The sequence below is a fragment of the Herbaspirillum sp. C7C8 genome (genome assembly GCF_022627875.1).
Lineage (GTDB): Bacteria > Pseudomonadota > Gammaproteobacteria > Burkholderiales > Burkholderiaceae_D > Herbaspirillum.
Map to the genome: position 1 here is coordinate 176,599 of NZ_JABXGG010000010.1, position 16,282 is coordinate 192,880.

The following is a 16,282-nucleotide window of genomic DNA, read 5'->3' on the forward strand; positions in this document are numbered from 1 at the left end:
TTGCTTTCGCGGCTTGGGCCGCTTAGCCGACCTTGTCGTTGCCGGGCTTGACTTCCTCGTAGCGGCGCGCCAGTTCCTGGCGCAGCGACTTGCGGATCACGGCTGCATCGAAGCGGCGCTTTTCTTCCTGCGAGAAGGGACGCAGCGGCGGCACCGGGATCGGCTTGCGCTGATCGTCCACGGCCACCATGGTGAAGAAGCAGCTGTTGACGTGGCGCGTTTCCTGGGTGCGGATGTTTTCGGCCACCACCTTGATGCCGATTTCCATGGAAGACTTGCCGGTATGGTTGACGCTGGCCAGGAAGGTCACCAGCTCCCCCACGTGGATGGGCTGACGGAACATGACCTGGTCCACCGACAGGGTCACCACGTACTGGCCGGCGTAGCGGCTGCCGCAGGCGTAGGCCACCTGGTCAAGCAGCTTGAGGATGGTTCCCCCGTGCACGTTGCCGGCGAAGTTGGCCATGTCCGGGGTCATCAGGACCGTCATGGTGAGTTGGTGAGATGGCAGATCCATGGTGCTTGGCTCTCTCTGTAGTGTGATGGCGATGGGTTGGTCTTGGAGTCGTTGAAACGGCGGCGCCGTCGGCCGACACGCTCCCCCGAGCGCGCGCTGGCGGCCGGCCGGACAGCTTTCGTGGAGGAAAGCGATCCGACCGCGGCCGACATTATCGGCCAGCCAGCCCCGCTATGGCAAAAAAACTCGCATCCGCGCGCGCTGGGCAACTTGCTCAGGCGCGCACCACCGGCTCGGCGGCGGCGAAATGTTCCTCGCAATTGCGCAGGAACTGCTGGACCGAAGCGCTGATGGCCTCCGGCGACCAGCCCGCGATATGCGGCGTCAATACGACGTTGGGCAAGCCGATCAGGGCGGCGGGCGGCTTGGGTTCGCCCTCGTAGACATCCAGGGCCGCACCGGCCAGACGCCCGCAGGACAGGGCTGCCGCCAGTGCCTCGGTATCGACGATGCTGCCACGGCCGATGTTGACCAGGTAGCCACGAGGACCGAGCTCTTCCAGCACCCGCGCATTGATGAGGTGCTGCGTCTGGGCGCCGCCCGGCGCGGCCACGATGAGGCAGTCGGCCCAGCCGGCCAGCTGGGCGACGTCCGGGAAATAATGGAAATCGACATCATCGCGCTTCTTGCGGTTGCAATAGGCGATCTCGGCATCGAAGGCGGTCGCGCGGCGGGCGATCTTCTTGCCGATGTTGCCCATGCCGACGATGCCCACCCGCTTGCCCGCCAGCTGAGGTTGCAGGGGAATGGTTTCGCGCCAGCCGCCCTCGCGGGTGTAGCGGTCCAGCACGGGAATATTGCGCAGGATGGCCAGCAGCAGGCCCAGGGTGTGATCGGCCACGCAGTCTTCGTTGGTGCCGGCACCGGTGGCGATCTCAATGCCATGTGCACGGGCGTGGGCGGCGTCGATGTTTTCAAAGCCGGCGCCCAGTGCACAGACCAGTTGCAGATGCGGCATGGCGCGCATTTCGTCAGCACTCAGGCCGGTGGACCCATTGGTCAGCACCACCGCCACCTTCCTGGCCGGGCCGGCGATCATCGCGTCGCGGCGCGGGCGATCCGGCGCGTAGAGGATGTCATAGTGGGCGGCGATGGTGGCCGTGCTTTCTTCGGAGAGGTGAATCAGGACGAGCAGAGGGGGTTTCATGAGGGGACCTGGCCGGACGAGGAAAAGGAAAATAGGAAGAAAAACGCAAGATGCGTCATTCTATTGCGAAACGGCACAGCGGGCAGCCTGTCGCCCATCGGCCACTGCGCCTTTCTGCATGCGAATTCCATGCCATGACGGCCCTGTGTGACAACTGAAAAAGCCCGACGCGCCTGCGGGCGCATCGGGCCTGGAGTCAGGCTTGCCGGAGCACTGCGGTCAGTGCCGCGCTGTCTGCTTCTCCAGCAGGTCATGCGCAGCCTGGCGCGCGCCCTGCTCGGCCGCCTTTTCGTCGGCAAAGGTCTGGTCGGGCAGCACGCGCTGTACCGGGAACACCGGATTGCGGTGCATGGGATTGGTCGAGTGGCCGAAGATGGCCACCTGGGCCACCCACTCCTCGCCGCCGATGAGGCGTACGCCGGCATATTCCACTTCGTAGTCGCCTACTTGTTCGGTGGGCATGATGGTCTCCTCTGTCGATGGCGACGGCTTCAGGCCGCGCCGTCGCCGCTGCGTTGGTTCAGATGGGTGATGGCATAGCCTTTCTCGCCGATCTGCATGAAGGCGTCTTCTGCCTCCAGCGTGAAATGCCGCTTGCCGTCGCGCTCGAAGTCCACATTCTGCTCGTGGAGTTGCCAGTCGGTATTGGTCACCTCTGGCGGCAACGCTTCTTCGTGGGGCAGGACGAGGTAGGAAAACAATCCGCCGCCGTCCGGGCGCTTGTACACATCGACTTTCATCTTGGGGCCTCCTGGTCGGGTTGAACATGGGCACTGCTTCCAGATGCGACTGGACTATCTGCCATTGGTTCGCCACAGGAAGGTACGGGGATGCACAAAGCGGTTTGCGCTGTCAGCCTGATCCGACAGCAGTACGCGGCGAAGGAAAGGAAAGATGCTTCATTTCAAGATAGCACCGACAACACCGGACTACCAGCCGGATGTGCCGGCCGGGCCACTCAGTCGGCCTGACGGCGCAGCCAGGCCAGCGCGCCGGAGAGGCTGCGAAAATCGGCCAGCGAACGGCAGGCGATCTGCGGATGGCGTTCGCGCAGCATGCGCGAGAGCGCCGCGCCCGGGCCCAGTTCCAGCGCGACCGTGACGCCGCGTTCGACCAGGGCATCCATGCAGGCGGCCCACTGGATGGGTTCGACCAGCTGGCGCACCAGCAGCGCCCGGGCCTGGGCGGCATCGGTGATGGCCTGCCCGGTGACGCCCGCCAGCAAGGCCGGGCCGGGTGAGCGCAGGGCATGCGCTGCCAGCTCGGCAGCAAACGGCGCCGTCGCCGACTGCATCAAGGGAGTATGCGAGGCCAGCCCAACAGGCAGCAAGGCAGTGCGCGCTCCCGCTGTAACAAGCGCATCGGCTGCGGCTTGCAGGCAGGCGTTCACCCCTCCGGCGATCAGCGTGTCTTCACCGGTGACGATGGCGACATGGCCGCCGTGACGCGCCAGGCACTCGTGAATCACTGCCAGCGGCAAACCACCGATGGCCATCAATGCTTGCGCCGGTTGCGCGCTGGCGGCCTGCGTCATGGCTGCGGCACGTTGCGCGGCCAGCGCGACTGTCTCGGCGGGATCGAGGAGTCCGGCCAATGCGTAGGCGGACAGTTCGCCCACGCTGTAGCCCGCCACCACCGTGGGCACCCCGGCGATGGCTGCCAGCGGCGCGTGCAAGGCCTGCCAGGCAGCCAGCTGCGCCGCCACGATCAAGGGTTGGGCATTGCGATTGGCGTACAACTGGGCGGGGTCCGCCAGCACCGTTTCAAGGGGCGCTTGCAGATGCGCCGACAAGGCGCTTTGTGCAAGGAAGGCGCTGGCCTGCGGATCATCGCGCAGCAGGTCAAACATGCCCGCGTGCTGCGCGCCCTGCCCCGGGCACAGGATGGCCAGGCGCAGGCTCATGCCTTGTCGGCCTCCAGCAAGCCGACCGCATGGACCAGGCAGGTCGCCGCCAGCAGATCGGCCGCTCCGCCCGGAGACAAGCGCCGGGCGACGAAATCACGATGACAGTCCAGCGCATCGGCTTCCCAATCGGCGCGCGCCGTGCCACCGGCGCAGAGAAAGGCGGCACTGCGATTGCGTACCAGCGCCGCCCCCTCGGCACCGCCGCGATGATAGACATTGGTATCGCTGAGATGCGCCATGAGCGCGAAGAGCGTATCGATGCGGGCATGATGGAGATCCCGCCCCGCCGCCAGGGTGGCCTGCCATTGCGGCAAGGCCACTTCGAACACGGCGGGAAAGCCCAAAGCCCCCTCTTCACGCGCCCCGCCCACGGCATGCCTGGCCGCTACGCGCTGGCCGTGACTGGGCGCTTCGGCGTCGGCGACCGCTGCGCTATGACGCGCCAGCGCATCGCCCCACTGGATCAGCAGGGTGGCGCGCAGGGTGGCCGGCTGCAAGGACATGTGGCGGCCACGCGCATAGGCCGTGGCAGCGCACAGCATGCCCAGTACGAAGATCGCGCCCCGGTGCGTGTTGACGCCGCCCGTGGCGCGCAGCATGCGCTCTTCGGCGCGCAGGGCCAGTTTCTGCAAGGTGTGGAAGGGTGCGCCATCCAGTCCGGCAGCGGCAATCTGGAAAAAATAATGGCGCAGCGCGAACAGGCTGCGCAAGAAGGTCTCAGCCGTCATGTCGGTGTGGCTGCCATTGTCCACGCGCGAGACCAAACCCGGTTTGGGATAAAGCACCAGCTCCTGGTACAGGCTGCGCACCGCCAGCCGCGCCAGTTGCCGGCAGAACGCCAGGTTCTCGCGGGCAGCACGACGCTTCTGCGTGTGATGCAGGGGCTGCCTGAGCGTATCGGGATGCTGCATCAGGCGGCGCATGAATGCTCCAGTGGCAGGCTGGCCCGCAATGCGCCCACGCGCTCCAGCGCCACACTGGCGGGCCGCTTGACCAAGACCTGCCCCTCAGGGTGGTGGCCCAGCACCGCCACCTGTCGCCATTCTTTCCACGACACGGCGGCGCCGTCGGGAAACACGATTTCGCCATCCAGCGGCAGGAACATGGCCTGCCAGGCCAGCAAGCGTACGCCCGCTTCCAGCTGGGACTGGCTGCGTGGCTGGAACAGCAGGTCGATGTCGGAACTGCTGCGCAGATAGGTTTGCGCAGTGAGCGCCTGCCAGGCCAGCGAACCAAAGACGGACAGCGCGATGTCCGCGCGCCCCATGTGCTCCTGCAACTGTGCCAATCCCGTCTGCCACGCGGCGGGCAGCGTGCTCAGACGCGCAGCGACGATGTCACGCAGCAGCAACGGCGCCCGGCTGGCCGCCACCTCCTGCGTCCCCACCCGCAAGACGATGCGCGGTTTGTTGCCCTGCGCATCGGGCGGCAGGGCGATGCCCACGCAGATCTCTTGCTCGCTGGCCTGTGCATCGCGACGACGCACGATCACCGGCCAGCGCATCTGCTGCCAATGCTGCAGCGTGGCGTGTTGGCGGGCATCCATATCAGTGGCCTGCAGGCGCAGCCAGCCGGCCTGGCTCAACCAGAGCAGGTGGTGGCGCGCGTGGACCAGGGACTGCGCGGACGACATGCTCATCCGTTCAAGGCAGTATCGTGGGCGACCGCATCGATGACCCGTTGCGCCCATTTGCGTCCGCCGCGCGCAAACCCGGTGGCTGCACGGGTATCGGCGCTGCGATCCTGGGCCAGCGCATCGGCCAGCGCCCGGGCCAGGTCGGCGTTCCAGATCTCGGAGACACCGCCCATGCGTAAATAATTTTCGGGACCGGGCGCAAAGACCGGATTGCTCCTGGCCAGTTCGGTCAACCGTTCTTCCGGCACCTTGGTAATGCGCGCCATCGCGGGCAAGCCCATGACGCGGATGGTGGCGTCGGGCAAGGCATAGCAGGCATCGGCGATGAGGCCGCTGGTGATGAAGCCGCCCGAGAGCGCCTGGTCATACACCAGGCCGATGACCCGATGGCCCTGGCGGCGCGCCAGTTCCACACACTTGCCCAGATGCGCCATGTAGCTGTTGATGCCCAGCATTTCATCACGATGGCGCAGGCGCTGGCCCTGGGTATCGACCAGGATCACGATGGGTCGGCCCGGATGTTCCCGCACCGTCTCCAGGATCACGCTGGCCTGGGCCAGGGCGATCTCGATGCCGATGGGCGTATGGCCGGTGGTGCCAACCACGGTGACGGTACGGCCATCAACCTGCGCCGTGCCGGAGAGGAACTGATCCTGCTCGGTGATCGCGTGGCCCTGCGGGAACAGGTCCTGCGCCAGTGCGCGCCAGTCGACCTGGGGTGGAGTAACAGTCTGGTTCATGAATTCCTCTCAGGCCTTGGAGACAATGCGCAGGTGCTCGGCCATCGCAGTGAAGGCAGCGGCTTCGAGCATCGGCACTGCTTCCGGACGGGCCACACCCAGCTCGGCCCAGATGTCCATCGGATCTTCGGCGTGGCCGAAGGTGGCGATGCGACGACGCAGCATTTCCTGCTCGGCTTCCAGCGATGCCAGGGTCAGTTGCGTATCGGCGATGCTGCCCAGCGCGCCGATGGCGGCGGTGCGAAATGCCTCGGTATCATCGCTGACCAGTTGCTGGCAGTCGCCGATCAGGTAGCGATGCTTGCCGCCGGTGGTGCGCCAGACCAGGGCACGGTCGCGCGAATCGAATTCCTCGACGCCGTTGGCAGTCTCGATCACTTCCGGACCGGACATGGCCAGCCGCCCTTCCTCGGACATGATGACGGTATTGGCACAGCGCGCCACGATGCCCATGCCGCCGAAACAGCCATTGGCACCACCGACCAGCACGATCACCGGGATACCGGCGGCGCGCGCTTCCAGCACGGCGCGCATCACTTCAGAGACGGCAATGAGACCGGCATTGGCTTCATGCAGCCGCACCCCGCCCGTCTCCAGCAGCAGGATCACGCCGGCGGCCTGGCGCGCGATGGCGCGCTTGAGCAGGCCCACCAGCTTGGCACCATGCACCTCGCCCACCGCCCCGCCCATGAAACCGCCCTCTTGCGCAGCGGCCATCACGGCACGTCCGCCCAGCAGCCCTTCACCGATGATGACTCCATCGTCGAATGAGACCGGTGCGTCCAGTTGTCCCAGATGCGGGCTCACCACGCGCTGGGCCGGTGGCAGCAGTTCCTTGAAGCTGCCGGCGTCCAGCACGGCCAGAATGCGCTCGCGCGCCGTGGCTTCCAGATAGCTCGCACTCATGCGCCCTCCTCCACCATGGCTTCCACGGCCTGGTCCAGGCGCAGGCTGACCACGGCCGGCGTAGCACCCATGTCATTGATGGAGATACGGGTATCGGCCAGTTGCCAGCGTTGCTGGAAGTCGGTCATCACCGCTTCCCAGATAGTGCCGAAACCGCGCGCGGCGGTCTTGACCTCGATGGCGCAGGCACCGTTGAGGGACGCATTCTCGATCAGCACTTCCAGGTTGCCCGAGCTGACCACGCCAACCAGTTCAGGCGCGGCCTTGAGACGGCGCTGGCCGTGCTCAAAGCGAAAAGTCAAAGTTTCCATAGTGTCGCTTTCGTTGCAGAGGGATTACCAGTTGCGGAAACGCTTGGGCGGGTTGTAGAGCCCACCGGAAGCCCGCACCAGGTCCTTCATGTTCTTGGCCGCCAACAGGTCGCGGGTGGCCATGCGCTTGTCGATGCCCAGGTCTTCGGCGCGGCGGATGATGCCGCGGTCGCGCAGGTTTTCCACCATGCGCTTGTCGCGCCCCATGCCCACGGCCGTGTAACCGGCCACGCCGCGAATGGCCTGCTCGCGCTCTTCTTCGGTGCGGCACAGCAGCAGGTTGGCGATGCCTTCTTCGGTGAGGATGTGGGTGACGTCATCGCCATAGATCATCACGGGTGGAATCGGCATCTTGGCCTGTTCGCCCAGTTGCCAGGCGTCGAGTTTCTCGACGAAGGCCGGCTGCATGTGCTCGCGGAAGGTCTCCACCGTCTGCACCACCAGTTTCTGCCCGCGCGGGATGGTATTGCGGCCGGCGCGCGCCTGCTGGCCCGCCTTGAGCCAAGCCTCGCTGGCATGGCGGCGTCCGCGCGCATCCGCACCCATGTTGGGGGCGCCGCCAAACCCGGCGATGCGACCCAGGGTGGCCGTGGAGGAATTGCCCTGCAAGTCGATCTGCAGGGTCGAGCCGATGAACATGTCGCAGCCATAGTGACCGGCCGTCTGCGAGAAGGCGCGGTTGCTGCGCATGGAGCCATCGGGGCCGACGAAAAAGACATCGGGCCGCGCGCGGATGTAGTCTTCCATGCCCAGCTCGGAGCCGAAGGAGTGTACGGACTCCACAAACCCGGCCTCGATGGCAGGAATCAAGGCCGGATGCGGATTGAGCGCCCAGTGCTTGCAGATCTTGCCGCGCAGGCCCAGCGATTCGGCGTAGGTCGGCAGGATCAGCTCGATGGCCGCAGTATCGAAACCGATGCCGTGGTTCAGCCGCTGCACGCCGTATTCGGCATAGATGCCCTTGATGGCCATCATCGCCATCAAGACCTGGATTTCGGAAATCTGCGCCGGATCGCGCGTGAAAAGCGGTTCGATGTAATGTGGCGTGGGCGCCTTGATGGCGAAGCTGACCCAGTCCGCAGGGATATCCACGCGTGGCAGCTCATCGACAATTTCGTTCACCTGGGCAATCACGATGCCGCTGGAGAAGGCCGTCGCTTCGGCAATGGCGGGCGTATCTTCCGTATTGGGCCCGGTATAGAGATTGCCGTGGCGGTCGGCGGCCTGTGCGGCCACCAGTGCCACGCGCGGGGTCAGGTCGACGAAGTAGCGACCGAACAGTTCCAGATAGGTATGGATGGCCCCGATGTTGAGCTTGCCGGCCGAGGCCAGCTTGGCCAGACGGCCGGCCTGCGGACCGGAGAAGGAAAAATCGAGCTGGTCGGCGATGCCCTTCTCGAACACGTCCAGATGTTCCGGCAGGGCCAGCACGGAGAACAGCATGTGCAGGCCATGGACCCGGGCCGGGTCGAGCGCGGCCAGTCCCTTGGCCAGGAAATCGGCCTGCTTCTGGTTGTTGCCCTCGACACAGACCCGGTCGCCGTTTTCCAGCACCGCATAGAGCAGCTCGGCCAGTTTGTCGGCAGGGGCGATCTTGCCCTGCAACTGGCTGCCCAATGCGGCGGTGGCGCGCGCCAGCCGCTGTTCACGGTTCTTCTGGCGCGCATTCCACACGCGTTCGTTACCACTCATTTAATTGGCTCCCATCAACAGGTCAGGCAATACGGTCGCGATGCCCGGGAACATGCACAAGAGCAGGACCGCGAGAAACATCAGCGCCAGGAAAGGAATCGTCCCCTTGATGACATCGCCCAGTGCGATATCGGGTGCGATGTTCTTGATCACGAACAGGTTCAGCCCCACCGGCGGGTGGATCAGGCCCATCTCCATGACCACGGTCATGACGATACCGAACCAGATCAGGTCGAAACCGGCCGCCTTCAAGGGCGGCAGGATGATGGGCGCGGTCATCAGGATGATCGACACCGGCGGCAGGAAGAAGCCCAGCACGATCACCATGGCCAGGATCACCGCCAGCAGCAGCCATTTCGACAGATGCAGATCGACCACCCACTGCGCCGCCGACTGGCTGATGTGCAGGTAGCTCATCACGTAGGAATACAGCAGCGACATGCCGATGATGAGCAGCAGCATCCCCGATTCCTTGATGGTGGAACTGAGGAAGGGCGCGATCTCTTTCGGCTTGTAGATGCGATAGACCACCGCGATCAGCACCAGCGCCAGCAGCGCGCCCAGGCCGGCGGTTTCGGAGGGCGTGGCCAGGCCACCATAGAGAGCCACCATCACGCCGATGAGCAGGATCAGGAAGGGCAGCACGCGCGGCAGCATTTCCACCTTCTGCGCCAGCGTGAAATGCTCGTCATCCAGATAGGCCGACTTGGCGCCACCGGCGCTGTAGACCGCATGTGCCAGCTTGTATTCCTTGCGGGCACGGAAAACCGCATAGCCGGCAAAGAGCATCACCAGCAGCAGTCCGGGACCGATGCCGGCCAGGAACAGGCGGCCCAACGATTGTTCAGCGGCCACCGCATACAGGATCATGGTGATCGAGGGCGGCAACAGGATGCCCAGCGTACCCCCGGCGGCGATGATGCCGGCCGCGAACCCGGGCGAGTAACCGCGTCGGCGCATCTCCGGAATACCTGCCGAACCGATGGCCGAGCAGGTCGCAGGCGAAGACCCCGCCATCGCCGCAAACAGCGCGCAGGCGAACACGTTGGCAATGCCCAGCCCGCCCGGCACCTTGTTCAACCAGGCGTGGATGGCCGAATACAAGTCCTTGCCGGCAGGTGATTTGCCGATGGCCGCCCCCTTCAGGATGAACAGCGGGATCGACAGCAGGGTGATGGAAGCGATTTCCTCATAGACATTCTGCGTGATGGTGTCCAGCGACGATGCCGGCATGAAGAAGACCATGAAACCGGTGGCCACCACGCCCAGCGCGAAGGCGATCGGCATGCCCGAACACATCACCAGGATGGTGACCACCCCATAGAGCACACCCAAGGTCAGCGGACTCATTGCGCACCTCCGCTCTGTGCGGCAGGAACGGTGCCGGTGATGCGGGTCAGGACCTGCACCAGCAATTGCAGCGTCAACATGGTCATGCCCAGCGCCATGAGCGAATAGGGAATCCACAGCGGCGGCGCGAAGGTCGACGACGTGGTCTGTCCTTCGGCCCAGGCTTCATGGAACAACGTCCACGATTTCCAGGTGAAGAAGGCGCAGAACAGGAAGGACAGCACATCCACGATGAACATGCGCACCTTGTTGGCCAGCGGCGAGAGCATGCCCGCCAGTGCCTCGATGCCAATGTGGCCGCGCAGCGACTGCACGTAACCCGAGCACAGGAAGATCACGCCCACCAGCATGAAGACCGAGGCTTCATCCTGCCAATCGGTCGGCTGGTGGAAGAAATAACGCACCACCACCGAATAAGTCAGGATGCAGGAGGTCACCAGCAGCGCGATCATCCCCAGGAACACGGCCACGCGATGGTAGCCCTGCAGGAAGGCCGCCAGCCAGGCCACCGGGGCACTGGCCGGAACGGCCGGGCGCGCTACTGCCGCGCCGGGCATCTCGAAACCATGGCTCATACGGTCTTCTCCGCCAGCGCCAGCAGCTTGGCGCAGTTGGCATTGCGGGCCGCAAAGTCCTTCCAGGCGGTATTGCGGGCGATGTCCTGCCACTTCTTGACGACCTCGGCGTTCAGGTCGACCACCTTGGCGCCGGCCTTCTGGTAGACCTGGGCCACGGCGATGTCATCGGCCTGCGCGGCCTTGATGGCGAACTGCTCCATCTCGGCGCCGACGGCCATGATGACGGCCTGCTGGTCCTTGGGCAGGCGTTCGAAGACGGCCTTGGACATCATCAGCGGTTCAAACATGTACCAGTAGGCCTTGTCGCGACCGGTGGTGAGCGCCTTGGCCACTTCCTCCAGACGGAAGGACATGAAGGAAGTCGACGAGGTCATCGCCGCATCCATCGCGCCGGTCTGCATGGCGGCATAGATTTCATTGGACGGCAGGGTCACCACGGCGGCACCCGCTTCCTTCAGGATCAGGTCCATCTCGCGTGAACCGCCGCGCACCTTCATGCCCTTGGCATCAGCCGGCTCGACGATGGGCTTGCCGCGCGAGGCCACGCCGCCAGCCTGCCAGATCCAGCTGACGATGACCACGCCCTTCTCGCCCAGGATGCGGGCCAGTTCCTTGCCAACCTCGGCATTCTTCCAGGCCGCGCCCTGCTGGTAGGACGTCACCAGGCCGGGCATGAGGCCGATGTTGGTTTCCGGGACTTCGCCGCCGGCGTAGTTCAGCGGCACCAGCGACATGTCCAGCGCGCCCTTGCGCAGGGCCGAGAACTGCGCGTTGGTCTTCATCAGGGACGAGCCGGGATAGATCTCGAACTTCAAGGCCCCTTTGGTCTTTTCGTTCACCTGCTGGGCGAACGTGCGGACCAGGCGGTCGCGGAAGTCGCCTTCGGTCAGGGTGCCACCGGGGAACTGGTGAGAAATCTTCAGACTGGCCGTTTGCGCCCATGCGGCGGGCATGGCGGCGGCCAGAGGGGCGGCGGCAAGGGTGCCAAGGAAGTGGCGGCGGCTTTGGTTGCTTGTGCTGGTCATGCTGGTGTCTCCTCCAGATATTGATGGAACTACGCGTGTGTTTTTATGCTCTCATCGTGTATACAATTTCAGCCGAAACGAATACATTGTCAAGCATTAATCCACTGGGAGCCCTTCCCTTTACAATGCTTGCTTTGAAGACAAACCACCATGGACACGCCCAAGACCCGTTCCGAAACCCTGCGCGAATCGATCGAAGAGATGATTGCCGTCGGCAAGCTGGCGCCGGGCCAACATCTGGACGAAACCTCGCTGGCCGAGGAGTTCGGCGTTTCCCGCACGCCCATTCGCGAAGCGCTGATCCAGCTGGCCTCGATGGGCATCGTCGAGATGCGCCCGCGCCGGGGCGCCATCGTGGCCGAGATCGGCCCGCAGCAACTGATCGAGATGTTTGAAGTGATGGCCGAATTCGAGGCCATGTGCGGTCGCCTGGCCGCACGCCGCATGACACCGGCCGAGCATGCCGAACTGCTGGCGGCGCACCAGGCCTGCCAGGCCGCGCGCGATGCCTGCGATCCGGATGCCTATTTCTACCTGAACGAAGCCTTCCACGACCACATCTACGCCGGCAGCCACAATGGCTTCCTGGCCGAGCAGGCGCGCGCCCTGCACCGTCGCCTGCGCCCCTACCGTCGGCTGCAGCTGCGGGTGCGGGATCGCCTGAAGATGTCCTATGACGAGCACCAGGCCGTGGTCGACGCCATCATCGCCGGTGACCCGGAGCGCACCGTGGAAGTGCTGCGCCAGCACATCATGATCCAGGGGCAGCGCTTTGCCGACCTGGTGGCCTCGCTGCACCAGCTCAAGTCGGCCGCATGAGCTGCGGCCAGCCGGCTAGAGGCTGCGCTGGCTGACGAAATGGCGCTCGCTGCCGTCCAGCGGATCAATGAAGAACAGCGAACGCGCCAGCAGTTTGAGTGGTTTGTCCAGATCATCGGCCACCCCGACCGGGACGGCATCGGGATAGAACAGATCATTGAGGATGGGAATGCCCAGCGCGGCCATGTGCACGCGCAACTGGTGGCGCCTGCCGGTCACTGGCTCCAGCTGGTACAGGCCCAGTTGTCCGCGTGCCTCCAGCAGGGAAATATGGGTTTCCGAATTGGGTGCGCCTTGCGCCTCATACATTTTGAAGAATTGTTCAGGCATCTCTTCCACGCGGCTGCGATGCACCCGTGGCAGCGCAAGATCAGGCCGCAGCGGGGCGATGGCTTCATACACCTTGAACATCGCCCGCTGCTGGAACATGGACTGGTACTTGCCCCGGCTGGCCGGCTGATGTGAAAAGACGATCACCCCGGCCGTCTCGCGGTCCAGCCGGTGGATGGGCACCAGGTCCTGCAGGCCGGTGGCCTTCTTCAGGCGCACCAGCAAGGTTTCCTGCACGAAGCGGCCAGTCGGGATCACCGGCAGGAAATGCGGCTTGTCGGCTACCAGCAGGTGATCGTCCAGATGCAGGATCTTTTCTTCCACGGGGATGCGTTCTTCACCCTGGGGCAATTCCCGGTAATAGAAAATGCAATCCCCGCTGCGATAGGGCGACTCCGGACGCAAGTGCTCCCCTTGCTGGTTGCGCACCTCTCCACGCAGAAGACGCTCGCGCCAGATCGCTTCGGGCACAGCGGTGAAGTGCTCGGCCAGGAAGGACAGCATGTCGCGCCACGGTCCCGGTTGCAGCCACAGATAGCTGGGTGACAAGCCCTCGCGCATGGGCAGGGTCGGCGTGGGTCTCATGCGCCCTCCCCGTTCACCGGTTTCCTGCGCGCGGCGCGGCGGCGCCAGGCCACCACGCTGGCATTGGCCTCCAGATGCGCCAGCAATCTGGTGCGCTGGGCATCGGTGAAGGGCAGGCTCTCGATCAGGGCCGGCCATTGACTCATGGCGCGCTCCACCGTCTCCACCAGCACCGCCTGCAGCCGGGGTTCGGGCAGACGCCACAGGTTAGCCAGCTGGCGCAGGATGGCAGGCGTGAGCAATTGCTTGCCCTTCTGCCCTGGTACGAAGGCCAGCGCATGACCATTCCCGCCCACGTAGGCGGCATAGGCCACGATGTCATAGGCTGGCGACAGCGCTGCAGCCTGCGGCGTGTGGTAAAGCAGGCTGAAGTTCTTCAGGTGCGCATCGAAGTTGCCGAGCAGTTCATTGACCTTGATCCGCCGCAGCAATTCGTAGACATCCTCGGCCCCGCGCGTACTGCGTTCGAGCAATACCACGCCGATGGCCGCATAGGTTCCGACATACTTGGCCGCCGGCGCAGTCCCGGTGACCTGGGCGAAATCTTCCATGTGCCGACGTGCCGTGGGCGTGGGGGCATCGCGGTCGAAACGCTGTACCAGCAGGAAACGGCTGGCGTCATTGCGCAGCCCGAACGGCAGGTGCTCGGCGATGGCCGACAGCGGCTCCAGGCTGAAGCGGCAGGTCCGTACGCCGGCCGCCTCGGCCAGGGTGAGCGAAGCGAACTCCACCTGCGGCATGTTGGGATAGTCGGTGGCCGGCAGCTTGGCGATGAAGTGGCTGCCCTGGCTATCCCTGGAGCGCATCACATAGCGCCCCCCGCTCTCGCGCACCAGTGCCAGTTTGGGTTGCACGCCCGAGAGCGATTCCCCGTCCGGTACCGGCAACTGGCCGGAGCTCATCTCGTAACTGTCATGTCCTTGCCCCAGCAGGCGGCCCAGTGCGCGCTCATCCAGCGCTTCGGCCAGGGCCGAGACATCGCCGGGCAGATCGCGTCCGCAATAGGCCAGCAGGCCAAATTCATCGTCCGGCGCCAGTCCGGCGCGCTGGATCAGGTGTTTGCGCAACTGCCCTTCAGGCAGCAGGTTCTGGAAGAAGGAGGGCAATCCGCCGCGACCATCCCCCCGGTTGGCGGCCAGCGTGGGATCGAGCAACTGGGCCCGGGTGCGTTCTTCGCTCGAGGCCAGGTAGAGCTGCGACAGCACAGGACGATCCGGCCCCTGCATGGCATAGGCATCATCGAAGCGGAAGTAGCAGCGCCCGTCATCCAGGGCAAACAGCGACCCGACGTCGGTCTGACCGAGACGGATGCGCAGCGAACGCAGCATGCTCATGCGCCCTCTCCTTGGCCCATGAGCGCCTGCAGGCGCGCGCCCAGTTCGGTCTGGCTGCCGCTGCCCTGGGCATCGGCAGCACGCAGCGGTGCGGCCTGGCGCGGCAGCAGCAGCAGATCCAGGTCCAGCGCTTCACACAAGGCCAGCAGCTTGACCAGCTCGATGTTGCCACGCCCGGTTTCCAGGGCCAGCAAGGTATTGCGGTGCATCCCGGCCAGCTCGGCCAGGGCGATGGCGGTCATCCCGCGCGACTTGCGGGCAATGCGAATGCGGTGGCCGATGTCTACCAGAGTGGTCATGGGAAGATCCAATTAAATGGTTCTTTTTACATATGACCATTGTATTGGTCATCTGAGCAAAATCAAGACCAATTAATTGGTCTTTTCATTAAAAGACCAATTTATTATTCTTTTTGAGGAAGGGAAAGCGCTGAACTCGGCACGAAGTACGCAAAAAAATCGCAGCCCGGCAAGGGCTGCGATTTCAAGAGGACGGTGTTCAGGCAGTGGTATTGACGTTGCGCCCGATATTCGGGTTGGCCGGCAACGGCGGCAGTGCCTGCAACACCCCCACGGCAGCGGCAGCCTGGGTGTTGAGCGCCTTCTTCAGCATCAGTACGTTGACCGAATCCGAAGTCTGCGCCGACGCCATGCTGGTGGCCAGTGATGCGATTTGAGTGACATCCATGGAACTCTCCTTGTGGGGGATGCCGGGAAACAGGATGCGTCGCCCGGTGCCTTGATTACGGCATTGAACGCTGTTTCTTTACATCAATCAAGGATTTTTTTGAGTATTTGTCAGTATCACAAGACTCGCCTTGATGAAGATTGCTTCACTCAAAAAAAATCGCACCCCGAAGGGTGCGATCGAGCCGACGCCAGTCCAGCACGCCGTGACTGCCTAGACGATGGTATTGATGATGCGCCCGATGTTGACATTGGACGGCAGGCGCGCCACTGTCGTGGCCGCACCTAACACGTCATCCACCGCCGTCTTGGCGACCTTGCCCAGATCAATGCCGACGGACTGCGCCGCCTTGTCGACCAACCAGGCCGTTGCTGCACCGCTGGCGATAGTTGCTAGCTCCATATGAAACTCCTTGTCTGAAGTGCAACCGGACCATGACGCCCGCCTGATCGGCCATGTTTTCTCTACCCCCCTACCATGGTTGATCAGGCTTTACGTCATGGGTAAATGTGTTAGCGGCAGGCAAGCGGCCAGTCTTGACAGGATTTGCCCCGTCCTTACGCGCTTTTGCATGTGTAAACCTCAAGTCGGGGCGACGCCGGCCGTGGGAGGCTCAGCGTGATGGCGCCGCCGGCAGCGAGACTAGAACCCATTTCATAAATAGGCGTGAGATGCGTTCTGTCCAGAAAGGGCGCTGGCAAGGCGCGCGACGCGTCGTG

At 64.2% G+C, this 16,282-nt stretch carries 20 protein-coding genes; 1 reads left to right on the forward strand and 19 read right to left on the reverse strand.

All coding sequences use genetic code 11. The features are described from left to right. Positions 1-22: 22 nt before the first annotated feature. The 14 genes from HWE01_RS13825 to dctP form a co-directional block, all read right to left on the reverse strand. Entirely contained in the window at positions 23-517 is a 495-nt protein-coding gene (locus tag HWE01_RS13825; protein ID WP_034350416.1) for an acyl-CoA thioesterase, read from the reverse strand. 214 nt (positions 518-731) lie between these two features. Then, positions 732-1,664, reverse strand: a complete 933-nt coding sequence (locus HWE01_RS13830; RefSeq protein WP_241822102.1) for a 2-hydroxyacid dehydrogenase — start codon at positions 1,662-1,664, stop codon at positions 732-734. Positions 1,665-1,883: 219 nt separating this feature from the next. Next, on the reverse strand, positions 1,884-2,126 hold the full coding sequence (locus tag HWE01_RS13835; protein WP_008329558.1) for a hypothetical protein: 243 nt from the start codon (positions 2,124-2,126) through the stop codon (positions 1,884-1,886). 29 nt (positions 2,127-2,155) lie between these two features. After that, positions 2,156-2,404: a DUF6139 family protein gene (locus tag HWE01_RS13840; protein WP_008329559.1), complete on the reverse strand. Its 249-nt coding sequence runs from the start codon at positions 2,402-2,404 to the stop codon at positions 2,156-2,158. Between the two features lie 218 nt (positions 2,405-2,622). Then, positions 2,623-3,567 (reverse strand): ACP S-malonyltransferase, encoded by a 945-nt coding sequence (locus HWE01_RS13845; protein WP_241822103.1) that lies wholly within the window; start codon positions 3,565-3,567, stop codon positions 2,623-2,625. Beyond that, the gene (mdcB, locus tag HWE01_RS13850; RefSeq protein WP_241822104.1) at positions 3,564-4,493 is read right to left on the reverse strand and encodes a triphosphoribosyl-dephospho-CoA synthase MdcB; all 930 of its coding nucleotides are present in this window, start codon (positions 4,491-4,493) and stop codon (positions 3,564-3,566) included. Before mdcB ends, HWE01_RS13845 begins: the two co-directional genes overlap by 4 nt. After that, positions 4,481-5,209: a malonate decarboxylase holo-[acyl-carrier-protein] synthase gene (mdcG, locus tag HWE01_RS13855; RefSeq protein WP_241822105.1), complete on the reverse strand. Its 729-nt coding sequence runs from the start codon at positions 5,207-5,209 to the stop codon at positions 4,481-4,483. Before mdcG ends, mdcB begins: the two co-directional genes overlap by 13 nt. Continuing rightward, entirely contained in the window at positions 5,206-5,946 is a 741-nt protein-coding gene (mdcE, locus tag HWE01_RS13860) for a biotin-independent malonate decarboxylase subunit gamma (protein ID WP_241822106.1), read from the reverse strand. Before mdcE ends, mdcG begins: the two co-directional genes overlap by 4 nt. A gap of 9 nt (positions 5,947-5,955) precedes the next feature. Further along, positions 5,956-6,852: a biotin-independent malonate decarboxylase subunit beta gene (locus HWE01_RS13865; RefSeq protein ID WP_241822107.1), complete on the reverse strand. Its 897-nt coding sequence runs from the start codon at positions 6,850-6,852 to the stop codon at positions 5,956-5,958. Beyond that, on the reverse strand, positions 6,849-7,163 hold the full coding sequence (mdcC, locus tag HWE01_RS13870; RefSeq protein ID WP_241822108.1) for a malonate decarboxylase acyl carrier protein: 315 nt from the start codon (positions 7,161-7,163) through the stop codon (positions 6,849-6,851). Before mdcC ends, HWE01_RS13865 begins: the two co-directional genes overlap by 4 nt. A 24-nt stretch (positions 7,164-7,187) precedes the next feature. Next, positions 7,188-8,855, reverse strand: coding sequence for a malonate decarboxylase subunit alpha (gene mdcA, locus HWE01_RS13875; protein ID WP_241822109.1), 1,668 nt, complete (start codon positions 8,853-8,855; stop codon positions 7,188-7,190). Further along, a complete protein-coding gene (locus HWE01_RS13880; protein WP_008329574.1) occupies positions 8,856-10,205 on the reverse strand; it encodes a TRAP transporter large permease in 1,350 nt (449 codons plus the stop codon). Next, positions 10,202-10,780 carry a TRAP transporter small permease gene (locus HWE01_RS13885; RefSeq protein ID WP_008329575.1) on the reverse strand — a complete coding sequence of 193 codons (579 nt, stop codon included), beginning with the start codon at positions 10,778-10,780 and terminating at the stop codon, positions 10,202-10,204. The genes HWE01_RS13880 and HWE01_RS13885 overlap by 4 nt, the downstream gene beginning before the upstream one ends. After that, positions 10,777-11,808, reverse strand: a complete 1,032-nt coding sequence (dctP, locus tag HWE01_RS13890; RefSeq protein WP_241822110.1) for a TRAP transporter substrate-binding protein DctP — start codon at positions 11,806-11,808, stop codon at positions 10,777-10,779. Before dctP ends, HWE01_RS13885 begins: the two co-directional genes overlap by 4 nt. Positions 11,809-11,958: 150 nt before the next feature. Between dctP and HWE01_RS13895 the strand changes: the two genes are divergently transcribed. Beyond that, complete coding sequence (locus HWE01_RS13895) at positions 11,959-12,627, forward strand: GntR family transcriptional regulator (RefSeq protein WP_175343845.1); 669 nt, start codon at positions 11,959-11,961, stop codon at positions 12,625-12,627. A gap of 15 nt (positions 12,628-12,642) precedes the next feature. Here the strand turns inward: HWE01_RS13895 and HWE01_RS13900 are convergent, their stop codons facing one another. The 5 genes from HWE01_RS13900 to HWE01_RS13920 all read right to left on the reverse strand — a co-directional run bounded on the left by HWE01_RS13900 (position 12,643) and on the right by HWE01_RS13920 (position 15,965). Continuing rightward, the gene (locus HWE01_RS13900) at positions 12,643-13,542 is read right to left on the reverse strand and encodes a pseudouridine synthase (RefSeq protein WP_241822111.1); all 900 of its coding nucleotides are present in this window, start codon (positions 13,540-13,542) and stop codon (positions 12,643-12,645) included. Next, positions 13,539-14,876 carry a type II toxin-antitoxin system HipA family toxin gene (locus HWE01_RS13905; RefSeq protein ID WP_241822112.1) on the reverse strand — a complete coding sequence of 446 codons (1,338 nt, stop codon included), beginning with the start codon at positions 14,874-14,876 and terminating at the stop codon, positions 13,539-13,541. The genes HWE01_RS13900 and HWE01_RS13905 overlap by 4 nt, the downstream gene beginning before the upstream one ends. Then, the gene (locus HWE01_RS13910) at positions 14,873-15,175 is read right to left on the reverse strand and encodes a helix-turn-helix transcriptional regulator (RefSeq protein WP_241822113.1); all 303 of its coding nucleotides are present in this window, start codon (positions 15,173-15,175) and stop codon (positions 14,873-14,875) included. Before HWE01_RS13910 ends, HWE01_RS13905 begins: the two co-directional genes overlap by 4 nt. Positions 15,176-15,374: 199 nt before the next feature. Continuing rightward, the gene (locus tag HWE01_RS13915; protein ID WP_008329585.1) at positions 15,375-15,563 is read right to left on the reverse strand and encodes a YjfB family protein; all 189 of its coding nucleotides are present in this window, start codon (positions 15,561-15,563) and stop codon (positions 15,375-15,377) included. Positions 15,564-15,776: 213 nt separating this feature from the next. Continuing rightward, positions 15,777-15,965, reverse strand: a complete 189-nt coding sequence (locus HWE01_RS13920) for a hypothetical protein (protein WP_008329586.1) — start codon at positions 15,963-15,965, stop codon at positions 15,777-15,779. Positions 15,966-16,282: the final 317 nt, after the last annotated feature.

Coding starts and splice junctions, on each gene's coding strand:
- HWE01_RS13825 (WP_034350416.1), bottom strand. CDS start 517: ATGGATCTGCCATCTCACCAACTCACCATGACGGTCCTGATGACCCCG.
- HWE01_RS13830 (WP_241822102.1), bottom strand. CDS start 1,664: ATGAAACCCCCTCTGCTCGTCCTGATTCACCTCTCCGAAGAAAGCACG.
- HWE01_RS13835 (WP_008329558.1), bottom strand. CDS start 2,126: ATGCCCACCGAACAAGTAGGCGACTACGAAGTGGAATATGCCGGCGTA.
- HWE01_RS13840 (WP_008329559.1), bottom strand. CDS start 2,404: ATGAAAGTCGATGTGTACAAGCGCCCGGACGGCGGCGGATTGTTTTCC.
- HWE01_RS13845 (WP_241822103.1), bottom strand. CDS start 3,567: ATGAGCCTGCGCCTGGCCATCCTGTGCCCGGGGCAGGGCGCGCAGCAC.
- mdcB (WP_241822104.1), bottom strand. CDS start 4,493: ATGCGCCGCCTGATGCAGCATCCCGATACGCTCAGGCAGCCCCTGCAT.
- mdcG (WP_241822105.1), bottom strand. CDS start 5,209: ATGAGCATGTCGTCCGCGCAGTCCCTGGTCCACGCGCGCCACCACCTG.
- mdcE (WP_241822106.1), bottom strand. CDS start 5,946: ATGAACCAGACTGTTACTCCACCCCAGGTCGACTGGCGCGCACTGGCG.
- HWE01_RS13865 (WP_241822107.1), bottom strand. CDS start 6,852: ATGAGTGCGAGCTATCTGGAAGCCACGGCGCGCGAGCGCATTCTGGCC.
- mdcC (WP_241822108.1), bottom strand. CDS start 7,163: ATGGAAACTTTGACTTTTCGCTTTGAGCACGGCCAGCGCCGTCTCAAG.
- mdcA (WP_241822109.1), bottom strand. CDS start 8,855: ATGAGTGGTAACGAACGCGTGTGGAATGCGCGCCAGAAGAACCGTGAA.
- HWE01_RS13880 (WP_008329574.1), bottom strand. CDS start 10,205: ATGAGTCCGCTGACCTTGGGTGTGCTCTATGGGGTGGTCACCATCCTG.
- HWE01_RS13885 (WP_008329575.1), bottom strand. CDS start 10,780: ATGAGCCATGGTTTCGAGATGCCCGGCGCGGCAGTAGCGCGCCCGGCC.
- dctP (WP_241822110.1), bottom strand. CDS start 11,808: ATGACCAGCACAAGCAACCAAAGCCGCCGCCACTTCCTTGGCACCCTT.
- HWE01_RS13895 (WP_175343845.1), top strand. CDS start 11,959: ATGGACACGCCCAAGACCCGTTCCGAAACCCTGCGCGAATCGATCGAA.
- HWE01_RS13900 (WP_241822111.1), bottom strand. CDS start 13,542: ATGAGACCCACGCCGACCCTGCCCATGCGCGAGGGCTTGTCACCCAGC.
- HWE01_RS13905 (WP_241822112.1), bottom strand. CDS start 14,876: ATGAGCATGCTGCGTTCGCTGCGCATCCGTCTCGGTCAGACCGACGTC.
- HWE01_RS13910 (WP_241822113.1), bottom strand. CDS start 15,175: ATGACCACTCTGGTAGACATCGGCCACCGCATTCGCATTGCCCGCAAG.
- HWE01_RS13915 (WP_008329585.1), bottom strand. CDS start 15,563: ATGGATGTCACTCAAATCGCATCACTGGCCACCAGCATGGCGTCGGCG.
- HWE01_RS13920 (WP_008329586.1), bottom strand. CDS start 15,965: ATGGAGCTAGCAACTATCGCCAGCGGTGCAGCAACGGCCTGGTTGGTC.